The sequence below is a fragment of the Streptomyces sp. NPDC012769 genome (assembly GCF_042901205.1).
In the GTDB taxonomy this organism is placed as follows: Bacteria; Actinomycetota; Actinomycetes; order Streptomycetales; family Streptomycetaceae; genus Streptomyces.
Genome location: NZ_JBIBCP010000001.1, coordinates 143850 through 165766, shown reverse-complemented (window position 1 = coordinate 165766; position 21917 = coordinate 143850). Strand labels below are relative to the sequence as shown.

The window sequence follows — 21917 nt, the reverse complement described above, 5'->3', positions numbered from 1 at the left end:
CTTTCCGCCTCGGACATGAGCCGGTGCCGTGCCCGGAACACTGGTCGTTTCGGGCACGGCACCCTTGGACTGCTCTCGCGTTACAGGACGTTCGCGAGGACGGCGCCGAAGCTGACCTTCTTCGCCTGCGGCTTGATGTACTTCTTCATGGTGATCCACCTCCTTTCATCGGGACTTCTCGGGGAGATCGATCGGATCTCGCTCCGCCGAGAACTCTAGGGGATTCCGTGGGGGCCTGGTCAATGCTTTTCCGGGAGAAATTCAAAGGCATTTATCCGGCTGTTTTCAGGCATGCCGAAAAAGCCTTTGTGCTTTTCTGCGGAAACGGTGGCCCCGCGGGCGGTGGGGCGGTGAGGGAGGGTCAGCCGGCCGGCGACGCGACGGTGTCGCGCTGCCGGATCGCCGGATAGAGCACCTCGACGACCTGGCGGTAGTCCTCGGGGAAGTCGCATTCGGAGAACAGCAGGTCGCCGGGGAGTCGCGCCACCCCCAGGCGGCGCAGACCGAAGAGGTACTGCCAGACCTCCTCGTGCTCCGACAGCCGCCGGCTGTAGCCGTACGGGGGCGAGGCCGGCGGGTCGCCGACCATCCAGCGGGTCAGCGCGGCACAGGCGCGCAGGTCGGCGGCGGCCACATGGATGATCCCCAGGCTCTCGCCCAGCAGTTCGAGGCCGCGCGACACCTCGCCGCCCATGCCCTTGCCGATGAGCGCGGGTGTCCCGTCCGGCGCGCCGTAGACCCGGACCTCCTCGCCGTCCCCGGTGACCCGGTCGACGGTGAAGAGGCGGGAGGCGTCGCAGCGCGCGACCACCTGTTCCAGCAGGGCCCGTTCGTACACCACGTCGGCGTCCGTCACGAGCGTGTCGGCGCCGTCGGGATGGTGCCGCAGGACGGCGTCGAGGCCGGCGAGCATGCTGACGCTCGACCCGGTCGGGGCGCCGTCGTCCCCGGCCACCACGAGCTCCACCCCCTCCTCGGCGTACGCGGCGAAATGGCGGGCCGTCGACGCGTTCACGACGACGAGGACGCGATCCGCGCCGGTGGCCCTGAACAATTCGACGGCGCGACCGAGAAAGGTCGGAGATTCCTTTTCCTCCGGGTCGAGCGGGAGAAGTGCTTTCGGCACCGGAGTGAAGTCCCCCATGCGCCGATTGGCGCCGGCGGCCAGAATGACGACGGCCCGGGTCATGTCAGAACCTCTCTCGGTCGAGCGGAGTCGCCGGCCGGGGCGGATCGGGCCGCCCAGGACTCCCAGAAATCGTCGAGCCAGGTCAGCACGTCCCGCATCACGTGATGGTCCTGGTGCGGCCGGAGGGCGCCCAGCTGGAAGAACATGACGCCTTCGGACGGCGGTCCGAGGACGGTGATCCGCTCCTCGGTCGTGCCGTCGTCGCGCACCGGGTGGAAGCGGGCGGTCAGGTCGAGCCCACCCGGCGCGAACGACGAGCCGTCGTCGGCGTCGTTGCGCCACAGCCGTACGAGTCCGCCGGCCAGCAGGTTCCGGTACAGCGGCAGCACGTCACGATGGGGCGAGAAGGCGTGGACGCGGGCGTCGACGAGCGTGTCGACCAGCGCGACGGAACCGGTCCTCGGCCCCTCCACGCGGAAGCGCTCGCGTGCGGCGTCGGGCTCCACCCGGGCGCCGGGTCCGGTGCCCACGTCCAGCAGCCCGTGTTCCACCAGCGCCCGCATCTTCTCCATGACCTCCAGGGCGGCACCGTTGGCGAGCTTGTTGTGGTGGCGCATGTAGCGGTCGAGGAACAGCCGGTGGGAGTCCGGGGTCAGCCCCGCGTGGTCGATCGCCCGGCCGATCACCCCGCGCAGGTCGCGCCACACCCCATCGGCCGCCGCCTTGTGCGGGTTGTCGAGGTTGCCCTGGGCGGCCCACAGGTGGTCGCGGGCCATGAACTCCAGGACGGCGGCGCGGTAGGCGGAGCGGTCGCGACAGGCGGCGGCCGGAATCGGATCGACCAGGGCCTCCCAGCTGAACACGTTGCCGTACGGGTCGGTGTCCAGCCGCCACGGGGAGGTCCGGCCCCGCAGGAACGCGGCGAGAGCGCCGGGAGCGTCCGCGAGACCGGCGGCCTCGGCGGCGGCCTCGGGCCCGTACACGACGTGGATCCAGCGCAGCAGGGTGGCGCGCACCGGCCACGGCCGCTCCCCGACGGCGTCGGGCCCCTTCGCCAGGGCGGCCGTCAGGCCGTCGGCGATCTCCCGCACCGCCGCGCGCAGCGGGGCGAGCAGCGGCTCGTCGTCCTCGCGCGGCCTGCCGTGGACGAAGTCCCGCCAGGCGGGCCGGGCGCAGGCGGCCAGGTAGGCCGCCGCCCCGGGGCCGAACAGCGTGGCGTAGTGGACATACGCCATCTCCAGGACCACGACCGGCAGGACGTGCCGTTCGAAGTCGAGCTGGTGCCGCGGGGCTCCGTGCAGCCGGGCCGGGACGCCGACGGAGGCACGGAGCCGGTCCACGGCCTCCTCCGTGAGGAACACCCCGCGGTGCTCCAGGCGTTCGGGGTCCCGCTCCTTGTGGTTGTGCGGCCGGGCGTAGGTGAACAGGCCCGTGTCGCTGAAGGCCACGACGAGCAGCGGCTCACGGCCGCTCGGCCGGTAGCGGGTCCGGCCGTCCGGGCCGGTGCGGAAGACGCCGCCCCGCCCCTCGGTGAGGTGCAGGATCTCGTCGATCGCGGTGAGGCCGAGTCCGGCGCAGCCGACGACCGAGTCCGGCCCCGAGACCGTCGCCGGCAGGGTGGCGTCGAGCGGGTAGGCGTACGGGACGTAGGTCGCCCGGGTCCGCTCGGCGAAGGCGGCGAGCCGCCGCGTCCGCGGGTCGCTGTCGGCCCGGTTGTGGGAGTGCCCGGTCAGCAGCAGCACGTGGTCGGCCGGGAAACGGTCGCCGTCGGCGGTGACGGCCTCCAGCGCGTCACCGGACCGCCGGATGTCGGTGACCTCGGCGGTGTGCAGCCGGACGCTCACCCCTGGGTGGGCGCGCAGCTCCGACACGTACGACGCGAACATCTCCTTGAGCGCCAGGCCGTGGACGTACCGCTTCGGCCAGTCCTCGGGCCGCAGGTCGAAGTCGGGGTCGCCGGTCTCGGCGTACTTGCGGCGGCACCACTCGTAGAGGGTGGGGCGGGCCGCGCGCTCGCGCAGCGGGCCGGCGCCGGTCACCGACTCGTCGGCCGCGAAGGCGACCTGGCCGGTGATGCGGTTGAGGAAACTGGTGGCCGGCTGCGACCAGCTGTGCACCCGACCGGCCCCGAACTCGCCGCTCCGCTCGAAGACATCGACGTCTAGCCGGCCGTCCGCGCCGAGTCGGCCCACCGTCGCGGAGAGGCGTTCCAGGCAGTACGTGGCACTGGGGCCGCCGCCGACGACGACGAGGCGGAAGGGCGCGTCCGACCGCCGCGGAGGGCCTGCCGGGTCGGCGCCGGGGGTCTCAGGAAGGAACAACGTCGCCCGCCTCGATGATCTTGGAGGTGATGGCCGAGGCGCGTCCCACGCAGATCCTCGCCATGCGCTCGCGATGTTCGGCGTACTTGCGCTCCCACGCCTCGGGATCACGCCGGTAGATGGCCTTGTTGTAGCGCGCCAGGAAGTCCTCGACGAGCGCCTCCAGGCGGTCGGGCGCGATCGAGGCGAGGCGCAGCGTGGAACGCGCGGTGTCGATGTGCAGGGCGCCCTCGTAGGTGATGGTCCCGTTGCTCACCGCCCGCTCGAACAGCTCCGAACCGGGGATGGCCTGGGCGATGAAGACGTTGATCGAGTGGAACGGAAGCGACTCCACGTAGGCGAAGCCCTCCTGGATCTGCTCCTCCGTCTCCCCGGGCATGCCCACGACGAGCGTGCCGTGCATGAGGACGTCCAGGTCCTTGACGTACTCCATCAGGTCGGGGACGCGGGTCAGGTCGACGGGCTTGCGGTGGTGCTGCCGGAGCGTCTCGGCGCTGCCGCTGTCGAGGGACAGGGTGATCTGGTAGAGGCCGGAGGCCACCATCCTGTCCACGAGGGGAGGGCTGAGGGTGTTGACCATGATGCCGTTGGGCGTGCACCAGGGCAGCTCCAACGGGACCATCCGCTCGAAGAGTTCGGCGGCCCGCTTCTTGTCGAAGGTCAGGTTGTCGTCGGCGAACTGGATCTCGTCGGCGCCGTACACCTCCTTGTAGTGCTCCATCTCCGCGATGACGTTGTCCACCGAGCGGGCGATGTACGCCTTGGAGAAGTTGGTGCTGGAGCAGAAGGTGCAGCCGACCGGGCAGCCGCGGGAGGTGTAGATCTGCATGACCCGCTTGCCCCGCGGATACGGCGAGAAGGGCACGTTGTGCGCGAAGTACCGCTCCATGGGCACCTTGTGGTACGCCGGGAACGGCAGGGCGTCGAGGTCGGTGATCCGGGCGAGCTGGGGGTTGGCGAAGACCTTCCCCTCGTGCCATCCGGCCAGGCCGTCGGCGTTGCGGTCGAAGCGCCCGTCGCCCAGGTGCCGGAGGAAGTCGCCGAGCCGGATCTCGCCCTCGCCGCGCAGGACGAAGTCGATGGTGGGCACGCCGTCGACGACCGCGTCCTGGAGGAAGCGGCGGGCGTAGATGCTCGCGTGCAGCCCGCCGGCGATGACGACGGTCTCGGGACGCACCTCCTTCACGATCCGCGCGTAGTGGTACAGGTTCTGCAGATCGGAGGAGTAGATCATGGTGAAGCCGACGACGTCGTAGTCGTGCTCGGCGATGTGGGCGCGGAAGCGCTCCTCGGACATGCCGAGCCGCCACACGCCGTCGGCGACCGGCACCTCCTCGTCGATGCCCTCGACGATGCAGTCCAGGATGTCGGTGTCGATGCCCTCCTGCTCCAGGGCGCCGGCGATGTAGCACAGGCCGAGGGGCGGGATCACGCGCTTGACGGCGCCCTCGTACACGCACATCGGCGGCTGCACCAGCAGCGTGCGCGGTGTCCTGCCGAGGGGCGGGCGGAACGCGACGAGCGAGGGGTCCTTGCGGTCCCGCTTCACGCGGGCGGTCTCGTCCTTCTCCGCCAGGTAGAGGCGCAGATCGCTGCCGAGCGGGAGGTGGTCGTCCAACTTGTTCTGTCGGACGCGCAGTTCGGGAGCGGGGGACCCGGACGGCTCGGGTCGCTCGGACTGCTCGGGTAGCTGGGACGGCTCGGGTCGCTCGGGTCGGCCGTCGGCCGTGGGCCGGCTCATCGGCTGCCTCCTTCACGCTCGCGTGCGGCGACGGCCGGCACCCGGGCCAGCGCGTCGAGGAATCCGCTGATGTCCTCGGTGGTCAGGGCGCCCAGGGTGGAGAGCCGGAAGTGGCGCTCCGCCAGCGGCCCTTGGGCGGCGTAGATGACGAACCCCGCCGCCTTGAGCGGGCCGTGCAGCTGGTCGTACGAGATCCCGTCCGGCAGCCCGACCGCGGTCAGGCCCACCGCGCGGTGCTGCGGCGGCAGCAGCAGGGCGAAGCCGAGGCCCTCCAGCCCCTCCCGCAGCAGGGTGGCCAGCCGCCCGTAGCGGGCGGCCCGCCCCGCGACGCCCTCCGCCAACGCCAGTTCGAGCGCCGCGTCGAAGGCGTAGAAGGCGGGCACGGCCGGCGTGAACGCCGGTGCCCGCGCCGTCTCCTGCGCGGTGTAGTGCCGGCCGAGGTCGAGGGAGTAGGAGCGCGGCGGGTGGCCCGTGACCCGCGCGAACGCGACCCGTCGCGCGGTGACGAAGCTCAGGCCCGGCATGCCCTCCAGACACTTGTTGGCGGAGCCGGCGAGCCAGTCGATCCCGTCCCGTTCGACGCCGAGGTCCTCCGCCCCGACACTGCTGACCGCGTCCACGACGACCTCGCGGCCGTGCCGGCGGGCGATCCGGGCGATCCCGGCGATGTCGTTGAGCATGCCGGTGCTGGTCTCGTGGTGGACGACCGACACATGGCTGAGGGCCGGGTCCGCGACGAGGGCGCGCTCCACGGCGGCGAGGTCCAGGGGCCTGCCCCAGCCGAACTCCAGCCGCCGCCGGCGGAGCCCGTAGGCGCCCGCGATCTCGTACATCCGCTCGCCGTAGTGCCCGTTGTCGAGGGCCAGCAGACCGCCGTCCGCCGGGACGGCGGAGGCGATCGTCGCCTCCACGGCCGCCGTGCCCGACCCGGTGAGGATCAGGGACGTGTGCTCCGGGCCGCCGCCGCAGATCCGGGTCACCCGGTCGCGCACCCGATCCATCAACGCCGTGAACTCCGGCTCCCGGTGACACAGGTCCGGCCCCGCGAGCGCGGCGCGCACCCGCTCGTCGGCCACCACCGGCCCGGGGTTCATGAGCACCAGCCGCGGCGGGGCCACGGCACCGGCCACGGGGCCGACGACGGGGCCGGGGAGCGCCGCCCCGGACGGACGGAGGGTTCGGGTCATCGGGCAAGCTCCTTCTGGAAACGGGCCGCCGACTCCGGCGGGCGGAGCGCGGGGCGGCCCAGGCGCGGATCGGAGCCCGGTGCGATACGCATCCGGATCAGCCGAGGACCGTCGGCGGAGGCCAGGGCCGCGGCGACGGCCCCGCGCAGCCCCGGACCGTCGTCCACGTCCTCGGCGCCGCGATAGCCGCAGGCCAGGGCGATGCGGGCGAAGTCGACGCCGGGCGAGGAGGTGGGCTGCCCGCCGGTCGACTCGTAGGCGGCGTTGTCGAGGACGACGTGCACGAGGCGGGCGGGGGAGTGGTGACCGATGCCGGCGATCGCCTCCAGCCGCATCAGGGCCGAGCCGTCCCCGTCCAGGACCACGACGGGGCGGTCCGGGGAGGTGTGGAGGGCGACCCCGAGGGCGACGCTCGAAGCGCAGCCCATCGAGCCCACCACATACAGATTCCCCGGCCGGTCCCAGTCGCGCTCCAGCTCACGAGCGGTCTTGCCGGTCGTCGCGACGACCAGCGCGCGGTCGTCCAGGACCCGCATCACCTCGCCGATCGCCTCCGCGCGCGACAGCAGACCGGCGTCCCCGGCCGCATGCCGCGCCGTCCTCCCCTCGCCGAGGGCGGCGTACGGGGCGATGGCCCGTTGCGGTACGACGAAGGCGAACGGCAGCCCGGTGCGGTCCATGTGCTCCGCGGCGACGGCCAGCCGCGCGCGCAGCTCGGCCGGGTCGGCGGGCAGCGGCTCGTGGCGGACCTCCATCTCGTCCAGCAGCCGCGGGGTGATCCGGCCCATCAGCTCGTGCTGGGGCTCGTCGGGATGACCGGGGCGACCGCGCCAGGTGACGAGGAGCAGCACGGGGACGCGGAGGGTGTGGGTCAGCGAGGTCAGGGGGTTGACGGTGTTGCCGAGCCCGGAGTTCTGGAGGATGACGACGGGTCGGCGGCCCGCCAGGCGTGCCCCGGCGGCGAGGGCCACCGCCTCGCCCTCGTTGTGGGCGAGCAGGTACGACTCGGGATGCTCCTGCTCCAGACAGCTGATGACCGGCCCGAGGAAGGAGCACGGCACGCCGGTGAAGGGGCCGAAGTCCGCACTCAGAAAGGCGTCCACCACGTCCACGGGGTCGAGCCCGGTGGTGGTGGTATCCGGGTCGGTGGCAGGCCCGCTCACGCGTCGGCTCCCGCGCGCTCCGGGGCCTTCGCGCCGCTGACGTCCCGCGCCGTCGCCGGTGTGCTTGAGGGGGAGTCGAGGCCCGGTGCGGCGGTCTCGCCGCCCGCCGTCGGGGCCTCGGCCGACTCCGTGGCGCCCGACTTCGTGGCGCCCGCCTCCGTGGTGCCGGCGTTCCTGGCGCTCGCTTCGGTGGCGCCCGCTTCCGTGGCGGTCACCCCCGTTGCGCTCGCCTCTTCCGAGAGGCCCGTGACCGGCCAGCCGAGTCCGCGCAGGTCCTCGACGAGGACGGCGAGCGAGGTGTCGGGTCGCCCGTCCGCGATCCGCTTGGCGGCCGCCTCGCGCAGCGCCGCGTACGCCTCGGCGGAGAAGACCGCACAGAAGACGGCGGAGGGCTCGGGGGAGTGGGCCGCGGACGAGACGGCGGAGAGGCCGGGGGAGTGGACGGCGGGGTGGCCGTGCACGACCGCGATGGGGTCCGTCCCGGCGAGCGCCACGCGCAGGCACCGGTCGTCGGGCCCCGTCGTGCCGCCGAGCACCGCCGTGCGCGCCGCGCCGGAGTCGGCGCCCAGCAGCGCCTGGGCGTCGTGGCCCGGCTCGCCGGACGGCAGGAGCACCGTGCCCACGCCCGCGGCGCGGACGGCCCGGATCCGGGGATCGGCGCCGGCCGCGGGGGCCGGCCCGGAGCCCTCCGCCGGGAGGACGACGGCGCTGTGCCGGCCCGCCGGCTCGGGGATGAAGCGTGCCTCGTCCGCCTTGAGCCGGTCCATGCCCTGGAGGTCGAAGACGGTCGCGAGCGGTGCGATCCGCCCCTCGAAGCCGGTGGTGCGCCCCTCGCTGAGGATCGCCTCGAACACCTCGCTGACGGCGGAGATCCCGGCCCGCAGGCCGTGGTTGGCGTAGATGACCAACTTGGCGCCCGCCGCGCGCAGTTCGTCGAAGGTGACGGTGTGGTACGTGGTCGGCACGACGACCACCGGGAGCCGGCCCCGCCAGCGCTCGAGGAACTCGAGCACCGGCTCGGGCGAGGCGCCCTTGGCGTGGATCAGGACGGCGTCGGCGCCCGCCGCCGCGTAGGCGTCGGCCCGGAGCAGCGCCTCGTCCATGCCCCAGCCGGCGATCAGCGACTCCGTACGGGCGATCACCATCAGGTCCGGGTCGCGCTGGGCGGCCTTGGCCGCGGCGATCTTCCCGGCGAACACCTCCACCGGCTCCAGCTCCTGACGCCCCGGCACGAAGCTGTTCACCTTGGGGAACCGCTTGTCCTCGACGCACACCGCGGCCACTCCGGCGGCCTCGTAACGGCGCACCATGTGCATCACGTTCAGGGCGTTGCCGTAGCCGGCGTCGCAGTCCGCGACCACCGGGATGTCCACCGCCGCCGCCATCGAGCCGGCCACCGCGAGCAGCTCGCTCATCGTCAGCAGGTCCGTGTCGGGCAGACCCTGGGAGGCCGAGACCTCCAGGCCGCTCGACCAGACACCGTCGAAGCCCGCGCGTTCGGCGAGGCGCGCGCCGAGGGGGTTGTGGGCCCCGACGATGCGCAGCGCGCCGGGCCGGCCGAACAGCTCCCTCAGCCGCGCGGGACCCGACCGCCTTTCCGCGTTACGGAATTCCGGAGAGGTCGCGGAAGCATTCCGGAATTCCCGCTCGGCGAATTTCTCCACCGTGTCTTCGATGACGCCCACACGAACTCCCCGGAGGTCGAGGGTGGCAGATACCAGCATGCCGCCTTTGGCCGGCCGGTCGAGATGTCGATGGTGCCGCGACGCCTTGTCCCGCATTCGGGAGAGGCTTTCTTTCCGCGGCTCCTGAGGGACGATAGACGCCCTCTTCCTCCGGACACCAGGAAATGTCTCACGTGGTGCCCGCCCGCCCCGCCCCGCCTCGTCGCACGGGCCGGCGGGGACCGTCTCCCGCCGCAGCCCGCTCCTCGCGACGCCTTACGCGGTCACGAGGTCGCGCGGTCACGAGGTCAGGCGGTCACCCGGTCACGCGGTCACGAGGTCGCGCGGTCACGAGGTCAGGCGGTCACCCGGTCACGAGGTCGCGCGGTCGCGCGGTCACGCGTTCACCCGGTCCGCGACGACCGTCGTCCGCGGCAGGGTCTCCGGCCACGTGGACAGCGGCTCCAGCAGGAAGCGCGACGCCGTACCGACGCGGGCGCCGTTGAGGATCACGCACTCGGCGCCGCCGCTCGCGTGGGCGAGGAGCGCGGTCAGCTTGCCCACCATGCTGCCCGTCGTGTCCCACCGCGGCGCCTCGCGCAGCACGCCCAACGCGGCGCCGGCCGTCGCCGGGGTGAGGTGCCAGACGACCGTGGACCCGTCCATGACGCCGTCCACGTCCGTCAGCATGACGATCCGGGTGGCCTCGGGGGCGAGGCCGATCAGGGCGCCCGGCACCAGGTCGCTGCCGACCACGACCAGCCGCCCGTCGGGCGTCGGCAGGCAGTCGCCGCTGAGCACCGGCAGGATCCCCGCGGCGAGCAGCCTCGGCACGGCCTCCCCGCACAGGGCGGGCGCCCCGTCGGCCCCCAGGACCGCGGTCGCCGCGAACTGCACGGGGAACGCCGGCACGCCCGCCCCGCGCAGGGCCTCGGTCCACGCCCACCGCAGCTCCGCGTTGGCGCCCGTCAGCGGCAGCGCGGCGAACGGGTCGGCGGGGTCGAGGTCCCGGACCGCGCCGTGGCCGTACGAGCCGCCGCCGGACACCAGGACCACCCGGCCAGGCGCCGCCCGGTGGAGCTCGGCCGCCACGCGCGCGTAGTGGCGGACCGCCTCCGCGTCCAGGTGCCGGTCACGGCGCTTGTCGGAGAAGAGACTGCCGCCGATCTTCAGCACCAGCAGGCGCGGTCCGTCGGGCGTCGGCATCGTTCACACCGTTCTCTCGGCGGCGCGCCGCGCGGCGCGCCGGTGATGGGCCCGCACCCGCGCGGCGAACGCGTCGAGCAGCGGCCGGCGCGCGGGGTCGGGTGCGAGGTCGTGCAGCTCGCCCGGATCGGTGACCCGGTCGAAGAGGAGCGGGGGGAGGGTCGGGAACTCCACGTAGGTGAGGGCGGCGTCGCGGACGACGGTGAGCCGGCAGGCGTCGGCGGCCAGACCCATCGCGTCGCGCTGGGCGTCCGAGAGCGCGGCGTGGAAGTCGTACTCGCACACGGCGTGGTTCCGTGGCCGGGGATCCGGCGCGCCGTCGAGGAGCGGGCTCAGCGAACGTCCGTCGACATGCGGCAGCGGCGGGACGCCGAGCCGGTCGAGGACTGTCGGCAGGACGTCGACCGACTCGGTGAACCGGCCGACCCGCCGCGGCCCGGCCGGGCGGGGCGCGCCGGCCCGGCGGCCCGTGTCGCCGGACGCCCGGGACAGCTCGGCGACGATCAGCGGCACGCGGTAGGCGGTGGCGGCGAAACCGCCGGTGCCGAGGGTCCAGTGGTCGCCGAGGGCGTCGCCGTGGTCGGCGGTGAACACGACCAGGGTGTCCTCGGCCTGCCCCGTCGCGTCCAGGGCGGCCAGGATCCGCCCGACGTGGTGGTCGACCTCGGTGACGAGCCCGGCGTAGACGGCGCGCGCCCGGGCGACGGCCTCGTCGGTCAGGGCCTCCGGGGCGGTGTCGAGCCCCGGGCGCCGGGCCCACTGGTCGAGGAAGGGGTGCACCGCCCCGTGGGCCTCCCGGGTGGGGCCGCGGCGGGGCGGCGCCGTCTCGGACGGCGCGTGCAGCGTGTCGTACGGGGCCGGGGCGACCCACGGCGGGTGCGGCCGCAGGAAGGTGGCGAGGATCAGCCAGGGTTCGTCGCGGTGCTCGGTCAGACAGTCGATGGTGCGGTCGGCGACGTACGCGGTGTCGCTGTCGGCGGCGGAGTAGCGGGCCCGGTGCGCGGTCCCCGGGGCCGGCGCGAAGACGTCCGTCGGCCGCTCGGGCACCGGGTGGCCCCGGGCGCGCAGCACCTCGAGCCAGCCGCGCAGTCCGTGGTCGTTGAGGTTGAAGTGGGTGTGCCAGCGGAAGCCCGGCAGCAGACCCTCGACGCCTCCGACGTACGGCTCCGCCACGCTGTCCGTGTAGCCCACGACGTGGCTCGGCACGCCGGCGCCGCGCAGCGCCGTGGCCAGATTGGGCCGCGAGGTGTCGGCGGGGGTGGTGTTGGACCGAATGCCGTGCGACGCCTGGTAGAGGCCGGTCAACAGTGACGTACGGGCCGGCCCGCAGGGCGCCGTCGCGGAGTAGTGCTCCTCGAAGAGGGTGCCGCGGGCCGCGAGGGCGTCGAGGTGGGGAGTGCGGGCGGTCGGGGCGCCGTACGCGCCGAGGGCGTCGGCCCGTAACTGGTCGGCGACGACGAGCAGGACCTTGCGCGGCCGCCCGAACTCCCCGGACGTGCCCGTTCCGCTCAGGGCCACAGCAGTTCGTGGCGCCAGGGAGCACCGGCGGCGTCCCTGCGGTAGACCACGCGGTGATGGACCCGGTCGGTGCTGGCCTCCCAGAACTCGACCTCGGTGGGGGACAGGGCGTAGAGCGTCCAGCTGGGCGGGCAGGGCACCTCGTCGGGGTGGAGCTCGCCGAGCCGCTCGAACTCGTCGAGCGCGGCCTGGCGTCCGGGCAGCGGCCCCGGACGGTGCAGGTGGGCCGACAGCCGGGATCCCCGGCCGCGCTCGGCGAAGTCGCTCTCGGAGGCGGCCCGGCCCTGGTCGACGGCGACCCCGACCACCCGGACCTGGCGGCCGACCGCGGGCCAGTAGAAGTGTGCGGCGACCCGTGGGCCGGCGGCGATCTCCAGGCCCTTGCGGCTGTCGGCGGGCGTCGCGAAGTAGAGGGCGTCCTCGTCGATGTCCTTCACGAGCAGGACGCGGCTGGACGGGACTCCGTCGGCCGAGACCGTGCAGATGCTCATGGCGTGGGGCTCGGCCTGGCCGGCGGCCTCGGCCGAGAAAATCCATTCCGCGATCCGCGGTACGGGATTCTCGGGAAGGTCCTTCTCGGTGAACGCCGTCGTGCCGACGTTCGCGAATACCGGAATCGACCTCAGTCTGTCGCGCATTGTCTCGTTCACTTTCCCGAACCTACCCGTCCCGCGCGTCCGCTCCAAGAACACGTCCACGTTTCAAGACCCCGGCCCGGCGGGGCGGATGACTTCTTCCGCGCGCGACGGGGGTGATTTCCCGCCGTCGCGCGCCCGGTTCTCCTCCAGCGGGTCCAGCGGGTCCAGCGGGTCCAGCGGGTCCAGCGGGTCCCGCGGGTTTCGCGTCACCCCTCCCCGTCCGCGTACGCGGCCAGGGCGGAGAGCCAGCGGGCGACCGCCGTCGCTCCGGGATCGGGGTGCCCGAGTGCCCGCTCGCCGAGATACGAGGAGCGTCCGAGCCGTGGCGCGAGGGAGGCCGTCGCGGCCGCGCCCTTCTCGGCCGCCTCCGACGCGAGCCGCAGCGCCGCCCGGGGCGGCGTTCCCTCCGCCAGGGCGGTACGGAGGGACTCCGCGGCCGGAACCAGCGCGTCCAGCATCGTGCGGTCGCCCACGGACGCCCCGCCGAGCCGCCCGACCTCCGCCGCGCCCTCGGCGAGCGCCCGCGCCCACACCGGCGCCGGAGGCCGCGCGCGACCGTCGGCGTCCCGCTCCAGTACGGCCGCCGCCCGGAGCAGCAGGACCGCGTACAGCGGCCCGGAGGTGCCCCCGACGGCCCTGCGCACGGAGGCGGCCATGCCGCGCAGCACGTCGGCCGGGTCCTCTCCGTAGCCGGGGTGGTCACGCCGGATCGCCTCGGCGGCGCGCAGCAGGCTCTGCCCGAGGTCGCCGTCGCCCACGGCGGCGTCCAGCGCGGTGAGTTCGGGCTCCGCGGCGACCAAGGCCCGGCACACGGCCTCGACGGGCCCGGCGAGGGTCGGCCGGGCTCCCGCGCCCGCCGTGCCTGCGGCGGCGGTTGTCTGCACGGCGGGCGCGGACGTCCCGGCCCCGGTCCCGGCTTCGGCGGCGCTGCGGGGGACTTCCGGCCGGGCCACCCGGCGGATCTCGCCGGCGGGGCGGCCCAGGTGCGCGGCGGGCCAGGCCGGCGCCAGGGCCGGGGCGTCGAGCCGTGAGAGCGTGGCGTCGTCCACACGCAACAGCGAGACCGAACACCCGGGCATCTCCAGGGCGGTGAGGAACTCCCCCGTCCACACCCGTTCGAGGACGAAGCCCTGGGCCGCCAGCCACCGCACGCAGGACCGCGTGACGATCGACAGCTCCATCGGAGGCGTCCCGCCGAGCCCGTTGACCAGGAGGGCGACCCGATCGCCGCGGACCAACCCCCGGTCCGTCGCTACGCGTTCGAGCAGTCTGCGGGCCAGCTCGTCGGCGGATTCCAGCGAGGCCCGGCGGACGCCCGGCTCCCCGTGGATGCCGAGTCCCCACTCGATCTCGTCGTCGCCGAGGGTGAAGGTCGGGCGGCCGTTGGCCGGCACGGTGCACGAGCCGAGCGCCACGCCCATGGTCCCGACCGCCTCCGCCACGGCCCGGGCCTCCGCCGCCACCTGGTCGAGGGAGGCGCCGGCCTCGGCGGCGGCTCCGGCGATCTTGTGGACCAGGACCGTGCCCGCGAGACCGCGGCGGCCCGTGGCCGTCGCGTCGGCACCCAGGGCGACGTCGTCGGCCACCAGGACGGTGCGGGTGTCGATGCCCTCGGCCCGGGCGAGCTCCGCCGCCAGCCCGAAGTTGAGCCGGTCGCCGGTGTAGTTCTTGACGATGAGAAGGGTCCCGGCTTCGGTCCGCGTCGCGCGCAGTGCGTCCAGAACGGCGTCGACGGACGGCGACGTGAAGGTGTCCCCGCACACCGCGGCCGTGAGCATGCCCGGGCCGACGTAACCGGCGTGCGCGGGCTCGTGTCCCGAGCCCCCGCCGGAGACCACGGCGACCCGGTCCGGGCGGTGACCGTCGCGTACGACCGTGGTGGAACCGTCGAGCAGGGCGACGCCGGGATGGGCCAGTGCCAGACCCTCCACCATCTCCTGAACGGCGTTCCGAGGTTCGTTGATCAACTTCTTCATCGGGGCCTCCGACGCTCCTGGGGGCTCGTGGGAACGGGCGTCATCCTGCCGCGAGGCCCCGCCCCGCCGAGCGGGATCGCGGGTGTCGCCTTTCCGCAAGGCGGATATACGAGGGGTATCTCACTCCTTCCCGTCCCGATTTGCCCTTGCCCGGCACGAGCGTCCGGCCACTATGCTCGCCATCCCGGAACACGGTTCTACATGAGGGAATAGAGGCGCGCGGATGGTCCAGGCGGTGCATCGTGCGATGCGTACACTCCGGGAACTCATGGGCAACCCCCGAGGGCTCGGCGTCACCGAACTCGCCGACCGCCTCGGCATGGCCAAGCCCACCGTCCACGCCCTGCTCAGGACCCTGGAGGCCGAACAGGCCGTCAGCCAGGACGCGGAGAGCGGCAAGTACCGACTCGGCCCCGTCCTCGTGGCGCTCGGCAACTCCTACCTGGACTCCCACGAGTTGCGCAACCGGGCGCACACCTGGGCCAACCTGCTCGCCGACCGGACCGGCGAGGCCGTCTGGGTCGGCGTGCTGGTGGACCGTCAGGTCCTCGTCGTCCACCACGCGTTCCGCCCCGGCGGCATCGCGCGCGTCCGGGAGGCCGGCGCCACGCTGCCGTGGCACGCGACCGCCCTGGGCAAGGCCATCGCGGCTTTCAGCCAGGACGACGTACGAGCCGGGCTGCTGGCCGGCGAACTGGCGGCGCCGACGGGCCGTACCGTCACCGAGGCCGGGGAGCTCGCCCGGCAGCTCGACCGGGTGCGCGAGACCGGCCACGCCACCGAGGAGCACGAACTCACCCTGGGTGACGCCGGGATCGCCGCCCCGGTGCTCGACCAGGGGGGCCGGCCGCTGGGCGCCGTCGGGGTCGTGGGCCCGGTCGAACGGCTCTGCGCCGTCGAGCGCGCGGCGGAGCTGGCCATCTCCGTCCGGGAGACGGCCCGCTCGGTCTCCTTCGAGTTCGGGGCCTTCAGCACCGTGCTGCGCTGAGACCCCTTACCCTCGTCCCGCGTCCGGCTCGGGCGCCAACGTCCGGACCAGGGCGGGTGGTTGGGCTTCGTGCTACCCCTCCGTGACCGGTAGGTCATCTCCTTGACACGTCAGGGCTCTGCCGTCGTAGGGTGAAGTCGTTCAGTGATGCTGAACAGCGTTCCTGAATCCGGACGCCGGCACTGATTCGCCCCGCAGGAAACCGCGCACGCAACGGCGCGAGCCGGGAGATTTCCTGCGTGACGGCATCAGCGCACCGACATTTCCAGGGAGTGTCAGTGGAAGGCGAACTGGTCCTCGAGTGGATGCGACGGACGGCCGACCGCGTGCAGCGGATGGCGGCCCGGCTCGACACCCTCGACGGAGCCATCGGGGACGGCGATCACGGCAACAACGTGCGGCGCGGCTTCACCTACGTCGCCGGCTGTCTGTCGTTCCCGACCGGCGAACGCCCCGACGCGGGGCCACTGCTGAGCAGAACGGGGGATGTCTTGATCAACACCGTCGGCGGCGCGTCCGGCCCCTTGCTCGGGGGCGCCTTCCGTGCCATGGGCAACGAACTGGCCGCGGCCCGCGGCCGTCCCGAGGGCCTGGCGGCCGCGCTGGACGCGGGAGCCGCCGCGATCCAGCGGCTCGGCGCCGCCCAGCCCGGCGACAAGACCATGTACGACGCGTTCACGGCCGCCGCCGCCGCGGGCGGCTCGGCCGTGCGCGCCGGGGCGGAGCTCCCGGACGTGGTGCGCGCCGTGGCGCGGGCCGCGCAGGAAGGCATGCTGGCCACCGTTCCCATGCAGGCCCGGAAAGGCAGGGCCTCGTACCTCGGACTGCGCAGCGTGGGCCACCAGGACCCCGGCGCGACCACGATCTTCCTGATCTTCGACGCGCTGAAGGAAGCGGTGGAATCGGCATGACCTTACGCAGTGCGCTGCTGGACACCACGACCGTCGTACGCCCCGTGCCCGCGTCGGCCACGGCCCCCACGGGCCGCTTCGCCTGGCTGACCCCGATGGTGCTCTGGCCGCTGGCCCGCCGACACGTCCCCCGGCCGGCCGTACGCCCCCAGGGCGGCGGCACCCGTCGCTCCGACGACGAGGCGATGTTCGCCGCCATCGTCTACGTCCTCGTCAGCGGCGTCGCCTGGAGGTCCCTGCCGAAGACCTTCGGCATCTCCTGGCAGACCGCGCACCGCCGCTTCACCCAGTGGAGCGAGATGGGCCTGTGGCAGCGGCTCCACGAGGTCTCGGAGGCACCCACCGTGCCGCCGCAGGTGCGGCGATGGGCCTCCGAGATCGGGGTACTGGCGGAGGAGCGCCGTGAACCGACTGCCTGAGGCACTCCGGGACCTGCCCGCGCGCCCGGCGGAGGAGGCGGCGGGGCTCAGCGGGGCCGCGCGTCCGGCGGACGGGGCGGCGGGGCTCAGCGGGGCCGCGCGTCGGCTGTACGGGCTGGCGCTCAGCCACCCCGTACCTCTCGAACAGCTCCCCGCGACCCGGGCCGGGAGCCGTACGACCGCACAGCTGCCGGAACAGGTCGCCACGGGTCTGCCGGAGCAGGCCGCCGGGGAACCGCCCTCCCTCGCCGAACGGGCCCCTCACCCCGTCGAGGAACTGCTGCGACTCGGCCTCATCCGCCCTTCGTCGCACGATCCCGCCGCCTTCACCGCCGTGGCACCCGACACCGCACGGCTGCGCACCCTGGCCCCGGTCGTCCGTGAACTGGCGCGCCTGCACCGGCAGCTCGAACAGGCCAACCAGGTGTACGACGACCTCGCCGCCGCCCACCGCCACGACCTGGCACCGGCGGCGCGCGGCGACGGACCGGAGGCCCTGCACGGCGAACCCGCCGTACGCGCCGCCGTGTCCCAGCTCCTGGGGGAGGGAACGCGGGAGCTGCTCAGCTCGCAGCCCGGCGGGGCGCAGGGCGGCGACGGCCTGTGGCACACCCTCTTCGACGCCGATGAGCTGTCCGTCCGAGGCGTGAGGGCGCGCATCCTGGTCCAGCACACCGCCAGGTTCCACCCCGACACCGCGGCCCGCGTACGGCGCCTCACCGCGGCCGGGGCCGAGGTCCGCAGCCGCAGCGACGCCTGCATGCCGATGCTGGTCATCGACGGCAGGTCCGCGCTGATCGACCTGCGCGGCGAGCGCGGGGGCGCCCTCCTGATCCGGGACGAGAACGTCGTCGCCTTCGCCCGGGACGCGTTCGAGCAGGCCTGGCTGCGGGCCGACGCCTTCCCGGCGGAGTACGACCCCGAGTCGGTCGAGGCCCATGTCGACGAGGTCAAGCGGGACATCGCCCGCCTCCTCGTCGAAGGCGTCGAGGACAAGGTGATCGCCCGCCGCATGGGCCTGTCCCTGCGCAGCTGCCAGCGCCACGTCTCCGACCTGATGCGCCGCCTCGGCGCCCGCAACCGTCTCCACGCCGGCTACCTGCTGGGCCGCGCGGGCCTGTGAGGCGCCGCCGGGCGCCGCGCTCCGCGCCGGCCGGCACCCTGGCGGCGGGCGCCTCTCGGAGCGACCTTTGGCGACGCCCGTCAGGATCGGACGGCACGGAGACGTGTGGCGGCCCGTCGCGAAACGCTGCGACGGGCCGCCTGGGGCGGGCTACTTGCGTCTGCCTCGCATGATGATCAGAAGTCCGACCGCGAGACCTACGACCAGTACCCCGATGGCAAGCCCTGTGGGCAGGCTGGCGAATCCCGATCGAGCGAGGTGCATGTTTCGTACCCTCCCTTGTCTACTGACTACGCGACGACGCCGGCTGCCGCGCCCATGCCCCAGTACCCCAGTCCGATGGAGCGGTCGAGAGTCTTCCCGGCACCGAGCAATTTGCCGGCGACGCCGACCTTTCCGCCGACGAAGCCGACCACTCCGGTCATCGCGATCTTCGACCCGCTTTCCTCGTTCGCCGCTGCTCCCGCCATCTCCAGCCCGGCGGAGGCAACCGCGAGGCCACCCGCTACCAGCGCGCCGCCGGGGATGAAGACAGAGGCGAGCCCGAGGGCGGTACCGGCCAGCCCCAATCCGTCTCCCAGGCTGAACAGGCCGGTGGGGTCGATGCGGTTGACGGGGTCGCCCTCGGCGTAGAGGTAGGGGTTCTTCTCCTGGCCGGAGGGGTCGGGGCTGGTGAATCGGCCGATGTGGGGATCGTAGTAACGGGCGGCGAAGTGGTAGAGGCCGGTGGCGTCGTGGTAGCCGCCGGCGAACTGGTACGGCTGCGGGACCTGTTCCGATGTCCCGGCACGCTGCACGCCTCGGGGGCTGTAGGAGTACGTGTTGACCTTGGTCCCGGCCTCGTCGGCCAGTGCCACGACCGAACCGAGCGCGTCGGTGAGGTAGTAGTAGGACTTGCCCCCGGTGGTCATGGAGTTCAGGGTGCCCCCGGGTTCACGGTTGAATCCCGTGTCCACACCCCCGACGCTCTTCGCCGACAGGCCGAGGGGCCCGTTGTGGAAGAACGTGTCGCCGAGCTTGATCCGCTCGCTCTGGTCCGTCGAGCCGTACTGACCGGCGTAGGTCTTGCCGCCCACGGTGACCGACGTCATCTGGGAGTGGTCGGACCACGTTTCGGCCGTCCGGGTGCCTTCGGGAGTGGAGGCACCGGCGGTCTCGTTGCCGACCTTGTCGTAGGACCAGTTCGTGGTGACGCCGTTCTTCGCGGTGATCTGCTGGGCGTCGTTGATCGTGTAGGTGGTGCCGCGAGGGCAGCCGGGGTCGACGCCCTGGGAGGTGAGGTTGCCGGCCAGGTCGTAGCAGTACTGCCAGGACGAGTTGAGGGTGGTGCCCTTCTCCTCCTTGGCGTAGGAGAACCGGCCGGCACCGTCGTAGGTGTAGGTCGTCTTCATCCCCGCGACCGCGTCGGTGCGGGTTCGGATCTTGTCACCGTCCCTGAGGGGGGTGGTGGCGTCGGCGTCGTGGTCGTAGCCGTAGGTGTAGGCGAGATCGACCAGCGTGCCCTTCGGGGACGTCGCCCGGATCTTCTCCGGTCGGTTCGACTTGTCGAGAGTGACCTCCTGGGCGGTGCCACCGGGGTACGTCGTCTTCGTGCGGATGTCGTTGTTGTTGTACGTGTACGTGGTGACCTTGCCGGTCGGGTCCTTGAACTGCTTGAGGCTGTTGACCTCGTTCCAGGTGTAGTCGGTGAGGCCCGCCGGGTCCTCATAGGTGTCCACATTGCCCGCCGGGGTGTAGGTCAGGCGTGTCTGCGAGCCGTTCTGCAAGGTCCGCACGGTCTCGCGGGACAGCGGGTCGAACTCGTAGGTGATGACGCCGGTGCCGTCCGAGCGCTGGGTGAGGTTGCCGTCGCCGTCGTAGGAGTAGGTGACGGTGGCGTAGCCGGAGGTGTCGACCTTGGTGACCCGGTCGCGATGGTCGTAGGTGTAGAGAGTCGTGACGCCGCGGCCGTCCTTGACGGTGACGGGACGGCCCAGGCCGTCGTAGGTGTACGTCGTCACACCGAGCGGCGCGGGCGGAGTGACCCTGGTCAGATCGCCCTTCGCGTCGTACGTGAACGACGTGGAGACCGACTTGGTCGACGACATCTTCGTCGTGACCTTGCAGCGCTGGCCCTCGAACCCACCGCAGGTGGGCGTGGCGGGGTTGTAGTCGAAGGACTGCGTTCCGCCGCCGGTGCCGGTTACCGCGACCGACTTGGTGTTGCCGGCGGTGTCGTACGTGTAGTCCGTCTTCTCCCCGTCGGCCGTGGTCATGCTGCCGGGAAGGTCCGCTCCCGACAGGGTCTGATAGCCGCTCAGGGCCGACGTGGCGCCGGTGGGCAGCTTCGCCGAGGTGAGATTGTTGCGCGTGTCCCAGCCGTAGGTGGTGACGTTCCCGCCGACGCCACCCACGCCCATCGCGTCCGTCGCGGTCTGCACGTTGTTGTTCGCGTCGAAGGTCCTGGAGCGGGAACGGCCCAGCGCGTCGGTCACCTTGGTGACCTTGCCGTCGCCGTCGTGCTCGTACTTCGTGGCGTGCTGTTCGGGGTCGGTGACGGTCGTCGTCCCCGCGTCCGAGGGATACACCCCGGTGTAGGAGTAGGTGTACGTGGGGCCGGTGTGACCGGAGCCGCCGGTCTCGGTCGCCCGCAACATGGAGGTGACGCGGTTCTCGGCGTCGTAGGTGAAGACCGTCACCCGGCCCTCGGGGGTCGTGACCTTGGAAATCCTCCCGTCGGCGTCGAAGGCGTAGGTGGTGGTCTTGCCCTCGGTGTCCGTGGTGCGCGAGAGGTTTCCCCCGCCGTCCAGGTCGAAGACGGCGGTGCGGCCGGTGTGGTCCTTGGCCTGCCACTGGGCGGGGTACGTCTTGAGCAGGTCGATCCATCGGCCCGAGCGGGTCTCGGTCAGCTTGAAGCCCTTGTGCTCGGTGCCGTCGTCGTGCTGCTCGACGGTGATGGTGCCCTTGTTGCGGTCGGTGACCTTCGTCAGGGTCCCGTTCGCGTCGTAGGTGTCCTTGGCGCCGGACCTGCGGTCGGTCAGTGTGTAGGTGCCGTCCGCGTTCTTCTTCAGGTCCTTCGAGTAGCCCTTGGGCGTGGTGAGCGTGCCGTCGGCGTTCTTCGTGAAGCGGACCGCGTCACCCGTCGCGTCGTAGACCACCACCTCGTTCGTGAAGATGTGCAGGTAGCGCTCGTACTCCTGCCACCAGCGGTCCGACACTTTGCCGTAAGGCCCGTGCAGCGAGTTGTACGTACGCGCCAGGCGCAGCTTCTGGCCCACACCGGCGACCTCGAAGTCGGTCGCCGCCAGCATCAGGTTGCCGTTGGACAGGTTGATCCGCGCCACGAGGGAGTCGGTGATGCGGAACTCCGAGATCTGATGCCAGGGCACCGCCCCCTGCCCCTCCGGCACCCACGTGAGCGCGCCCGCCTCCGCCGAAGGGGCCGCTGAGGCACGCTGCCCCTTGGACGGCGCCTTCACCGAAGTGCGTACGCGCTCCCTCTGCGCCGAACGCCAGGCGGCCTCCTCCTTCGAGGGGGGCGCCTCGGCCCGCGAGGCCACCGGTTTGGTCGATCCCACCTTCACGGGCGGGACTTCCAGCGGCGCCGCCTTCTTGCCCCACACCGAGCCGGGCCCCGGGTCGGCCGCCGGCGAGGCGGCGAATGCCGGCAGCGACGACGCGCCGAGCGCGAGGACCGCCGTCGCTGCCGTCAGGGAGTGTCTTGCCGTCATACGGGCACGCCGAGAAGGCGTGCCGGAAGCACGCGAAGTCATGCACTTCCCCCCACGAGAAGAGTCGTCACAGCGGCCCCATCGGCCACCGGAGCCGCACACGCTGCCACAGCCGGGCCGGCGCGATCCCGTGCTGCCCCCGAACTCTTCGCACATGCGGGCGATTACAAGACGAAGATTCGCAGCGGGCGGACTTCCCGTATCCGTGTCATAGGGCAACAGT

15 protein-coding genes are annotated in these 21917 nt (G+C 72.8%); 4 read left to right on the top strand and 11 right to left on the bottom strand.

Translation table 11 applies throughout. The features are described from left to right. Window positions 1-361: 361 nt before the first annotated feature. From ACFY7C_RS00745 to ACFY7C_RS00700, 10 genes are all read right to left on the bottom strand, one after another. The gene (locus ACFY7C_RS00745; RefSeq protein WP_389641626.1) at window positions 362-1189 is read right to left on the bottom strand and encodes an Sden_1164 family protein; all 828 of its coding nucleotides are present in this window, start codon (window positions 1187-1189) and stop codon (window positions 362-364) included. Continuing rightward, window positions 1186-3450 (bottom strand): FAD/NAD(P)-binding protein, encoded by a 2265-nt coding sequence (locus tag ACFY7C_RS00740; RefSeq protein ID WP_389641624.1) that lies wholly within the window; start codon window positions 3448-3450, stop codon window positions 1186-1188. The genes ACFY7C_RS00745 and ACFY7C_RS00740 overlap by 4 nt, the downstream gene beginning before the upstream one ends. Continuing rightward, on the bottom strand, window positions 3437-5191 hold the full coding sequence (locus ACFY7C_RS00735; RefSeq protein WP_389641622.1) for an Sden_1168 family B12-binding radical SAM P-methyltransferase: 1755 nt from the start codon (window positions 5189-5191) through the stop codon (window positions 3437-3439). Before ACFY7C_RS00735 ends, ACFY7C_RS00740 begins: the two co-directional genes overlap by 14 nt. Next, entirely contained in the window at window positions 5188-6378 is a 1191-nt protein-coding gene (locus tag ACFY7C_RS00730) for a pyridoxal-phosphate-dependent aminotransferase family protein (protein WP_389641620.1), read from the bottom strand. The genes ACFY7C_RS00735 and ACFY7C_RS00730 overlap by 4 nt, the downstream gene beginning before the upstream one ends. After that, window positions 6375-7541 carry a phosphonopyruvate decarboxylase gene (gene aepY, locus ACFY7C_RS00725; protein ID WP_389641618.1) on the bottom strand — a complete coding sequence of 389 codons (1167 nt, stop codon included), beginning with the start codon at window positions 7539-7541 and terminating at the stop codon, window positions 6375-6377. The genes ACFY7C_RS00730 and aepY overlap by 4 nt, the downstream gene beginning before the upstream one ends. Beyond that, window positions 7538-9226 (bottom strand): isocitrate lyase/phosphoenolpyruvate mutase family protein, encoded by a 1689-nt coding sequence (locus ACFY7C_RS00720; protein ID WP_389641616.1) that lies wholly within the window; start codon window positions 9224-9226, stop codon window positions 7538-7540. The genes aepY and ACFY7C_RS00720 overlap by 4 nt, the downstream gene beginning before the upstream one ends. Window positions 9227-9601: 375 nt before the next feature. Further along, window positions 9602-10411 carry a hypothetical protein gene (locus tag ACFY7C_RS00715; protein WP_389641615.1) on the bottom strand — a complete coding sequence of 270 codons (810 nt, stop codon included), beginning with the start codon at window positions 10409-10411 and terminating at the stop codon, window positions 9602-9604. A gap of 3 nt (window positions 10412-10414) precedes the next feature. After that, window positions 10415-11929: a sulfatase-like hydrolase/transferase gene (locus ACFY7C_RS00710; protein ID WP_389641613.1), complete on the bottom strand. Its 1515-nt coding sequence runs from the start codon at window positions 11927-11929 to the stop codon at window positions 10415-10417. After that, complete coding sequence (locus ACFY7C_RS00705; protein WP_389641611.1) at window positions 11920-12579, bottom strand: pyridoxal 5'-phosphate synthase; 660 nt, start codon at window positions 12577-12579, stop codon at window positions 11920-11922. Before ACFY7C_RS00705 ends, ACFY7C_RS00710 begins: the two co-directional genes overlap by 10 nt. A 194-nt stretch (window positions 12580-12773) precedes the next feature. Next, the gene (locus ACFY7C_RS00700) at window positions 12774-14543 is read right to left on the bottom strand and encodes a dihydroxyacetone kinase family protein (protein ID WP_389641609.1); all 1770 of its coding nucleotides are present in this window, start codon (window positions 14541-14543) and stop codon (window positions 12774-12776) included. 223 nt (window positions 14544-14766) lie between these two features. Here ACFY7C_RS00700 and ACFY7C_RS00695 point away from each other — a divergent pair, with 223 nt between their 5' ends. The 4 genes from ACFY7C_RS00695 (at window position 14767) to ACFY7C_RS00680 (ending at window position 17984) form a co-directional block, all read left to right on the top strand. Then, on the top strand, window positions 14767-15531 hold the full coding sequence (locus ACFY7C_RS00695; RefSeq protein WP_389641607.1) for an IclR family transcriptional regulator: 765 nt from the start codon (window positions 14767-14769) through the stop codon (window positions 15529-15531). Window positions 15532-15809: 278 nt separating this feature from the next. Continuing rightward, on the top strand, window positions 15810-16442 hold the full coding sequence (dhaL, locus tag ACFY7C_RS00690; RefSeq protein ID WP_389641605.1) for a dihydroxyacetone kinase subunit DhaL: 633 nt from the start codon (window positions 15810-15812) through the stop codon (window positions 16440-16442). Then, window positions 16439-16861 (top strand): transposase, encoded by a 423-nt coding sequence (locus tag ACFY7C_RS00685; RefSeq protein WP_389641603.1) that lies wholly within the window; start codon window positions 16439-16441, stop codon window positions 16859-16861. The genes dhaL and ACFY7C_RS00685 overlap by 4 nt, the downstream gene beginning before the upstream one ends. Continuing rightward, a complete protein-coding gene (locus tag ACFY7C_RS00680; protein ID WP_389641601.1) occupies window positions 16845-17984 on the top strand; it encodes a LuxR C-terminal-related transcriptional regulator in 1140 nt (379 codons plus the stop codon). The genes ACFY7C_RS00685 and ACFY7C_RS00680 overlap by 17 nt, the downstream gene beginning before the upstream one ends. Before the next feature lie 290 nt (window positions 17985-18274). On the opposite strand, the gene ACFY7C_RS00675 is transcribed toward ACFY7C_RS00680, so the two are convergent. Further along, entirely contained in the window at window positions 18275-21694 is a 3420-nt protein-coding gene (locus tag ACFY7C_RS00675) for an RHS repeat-associated core domain-containing protein (RefSeq protein WP_389641599.1), read from the bottom strand. Window positions 21695-21917: the final 223 nt, after the last annotated feature.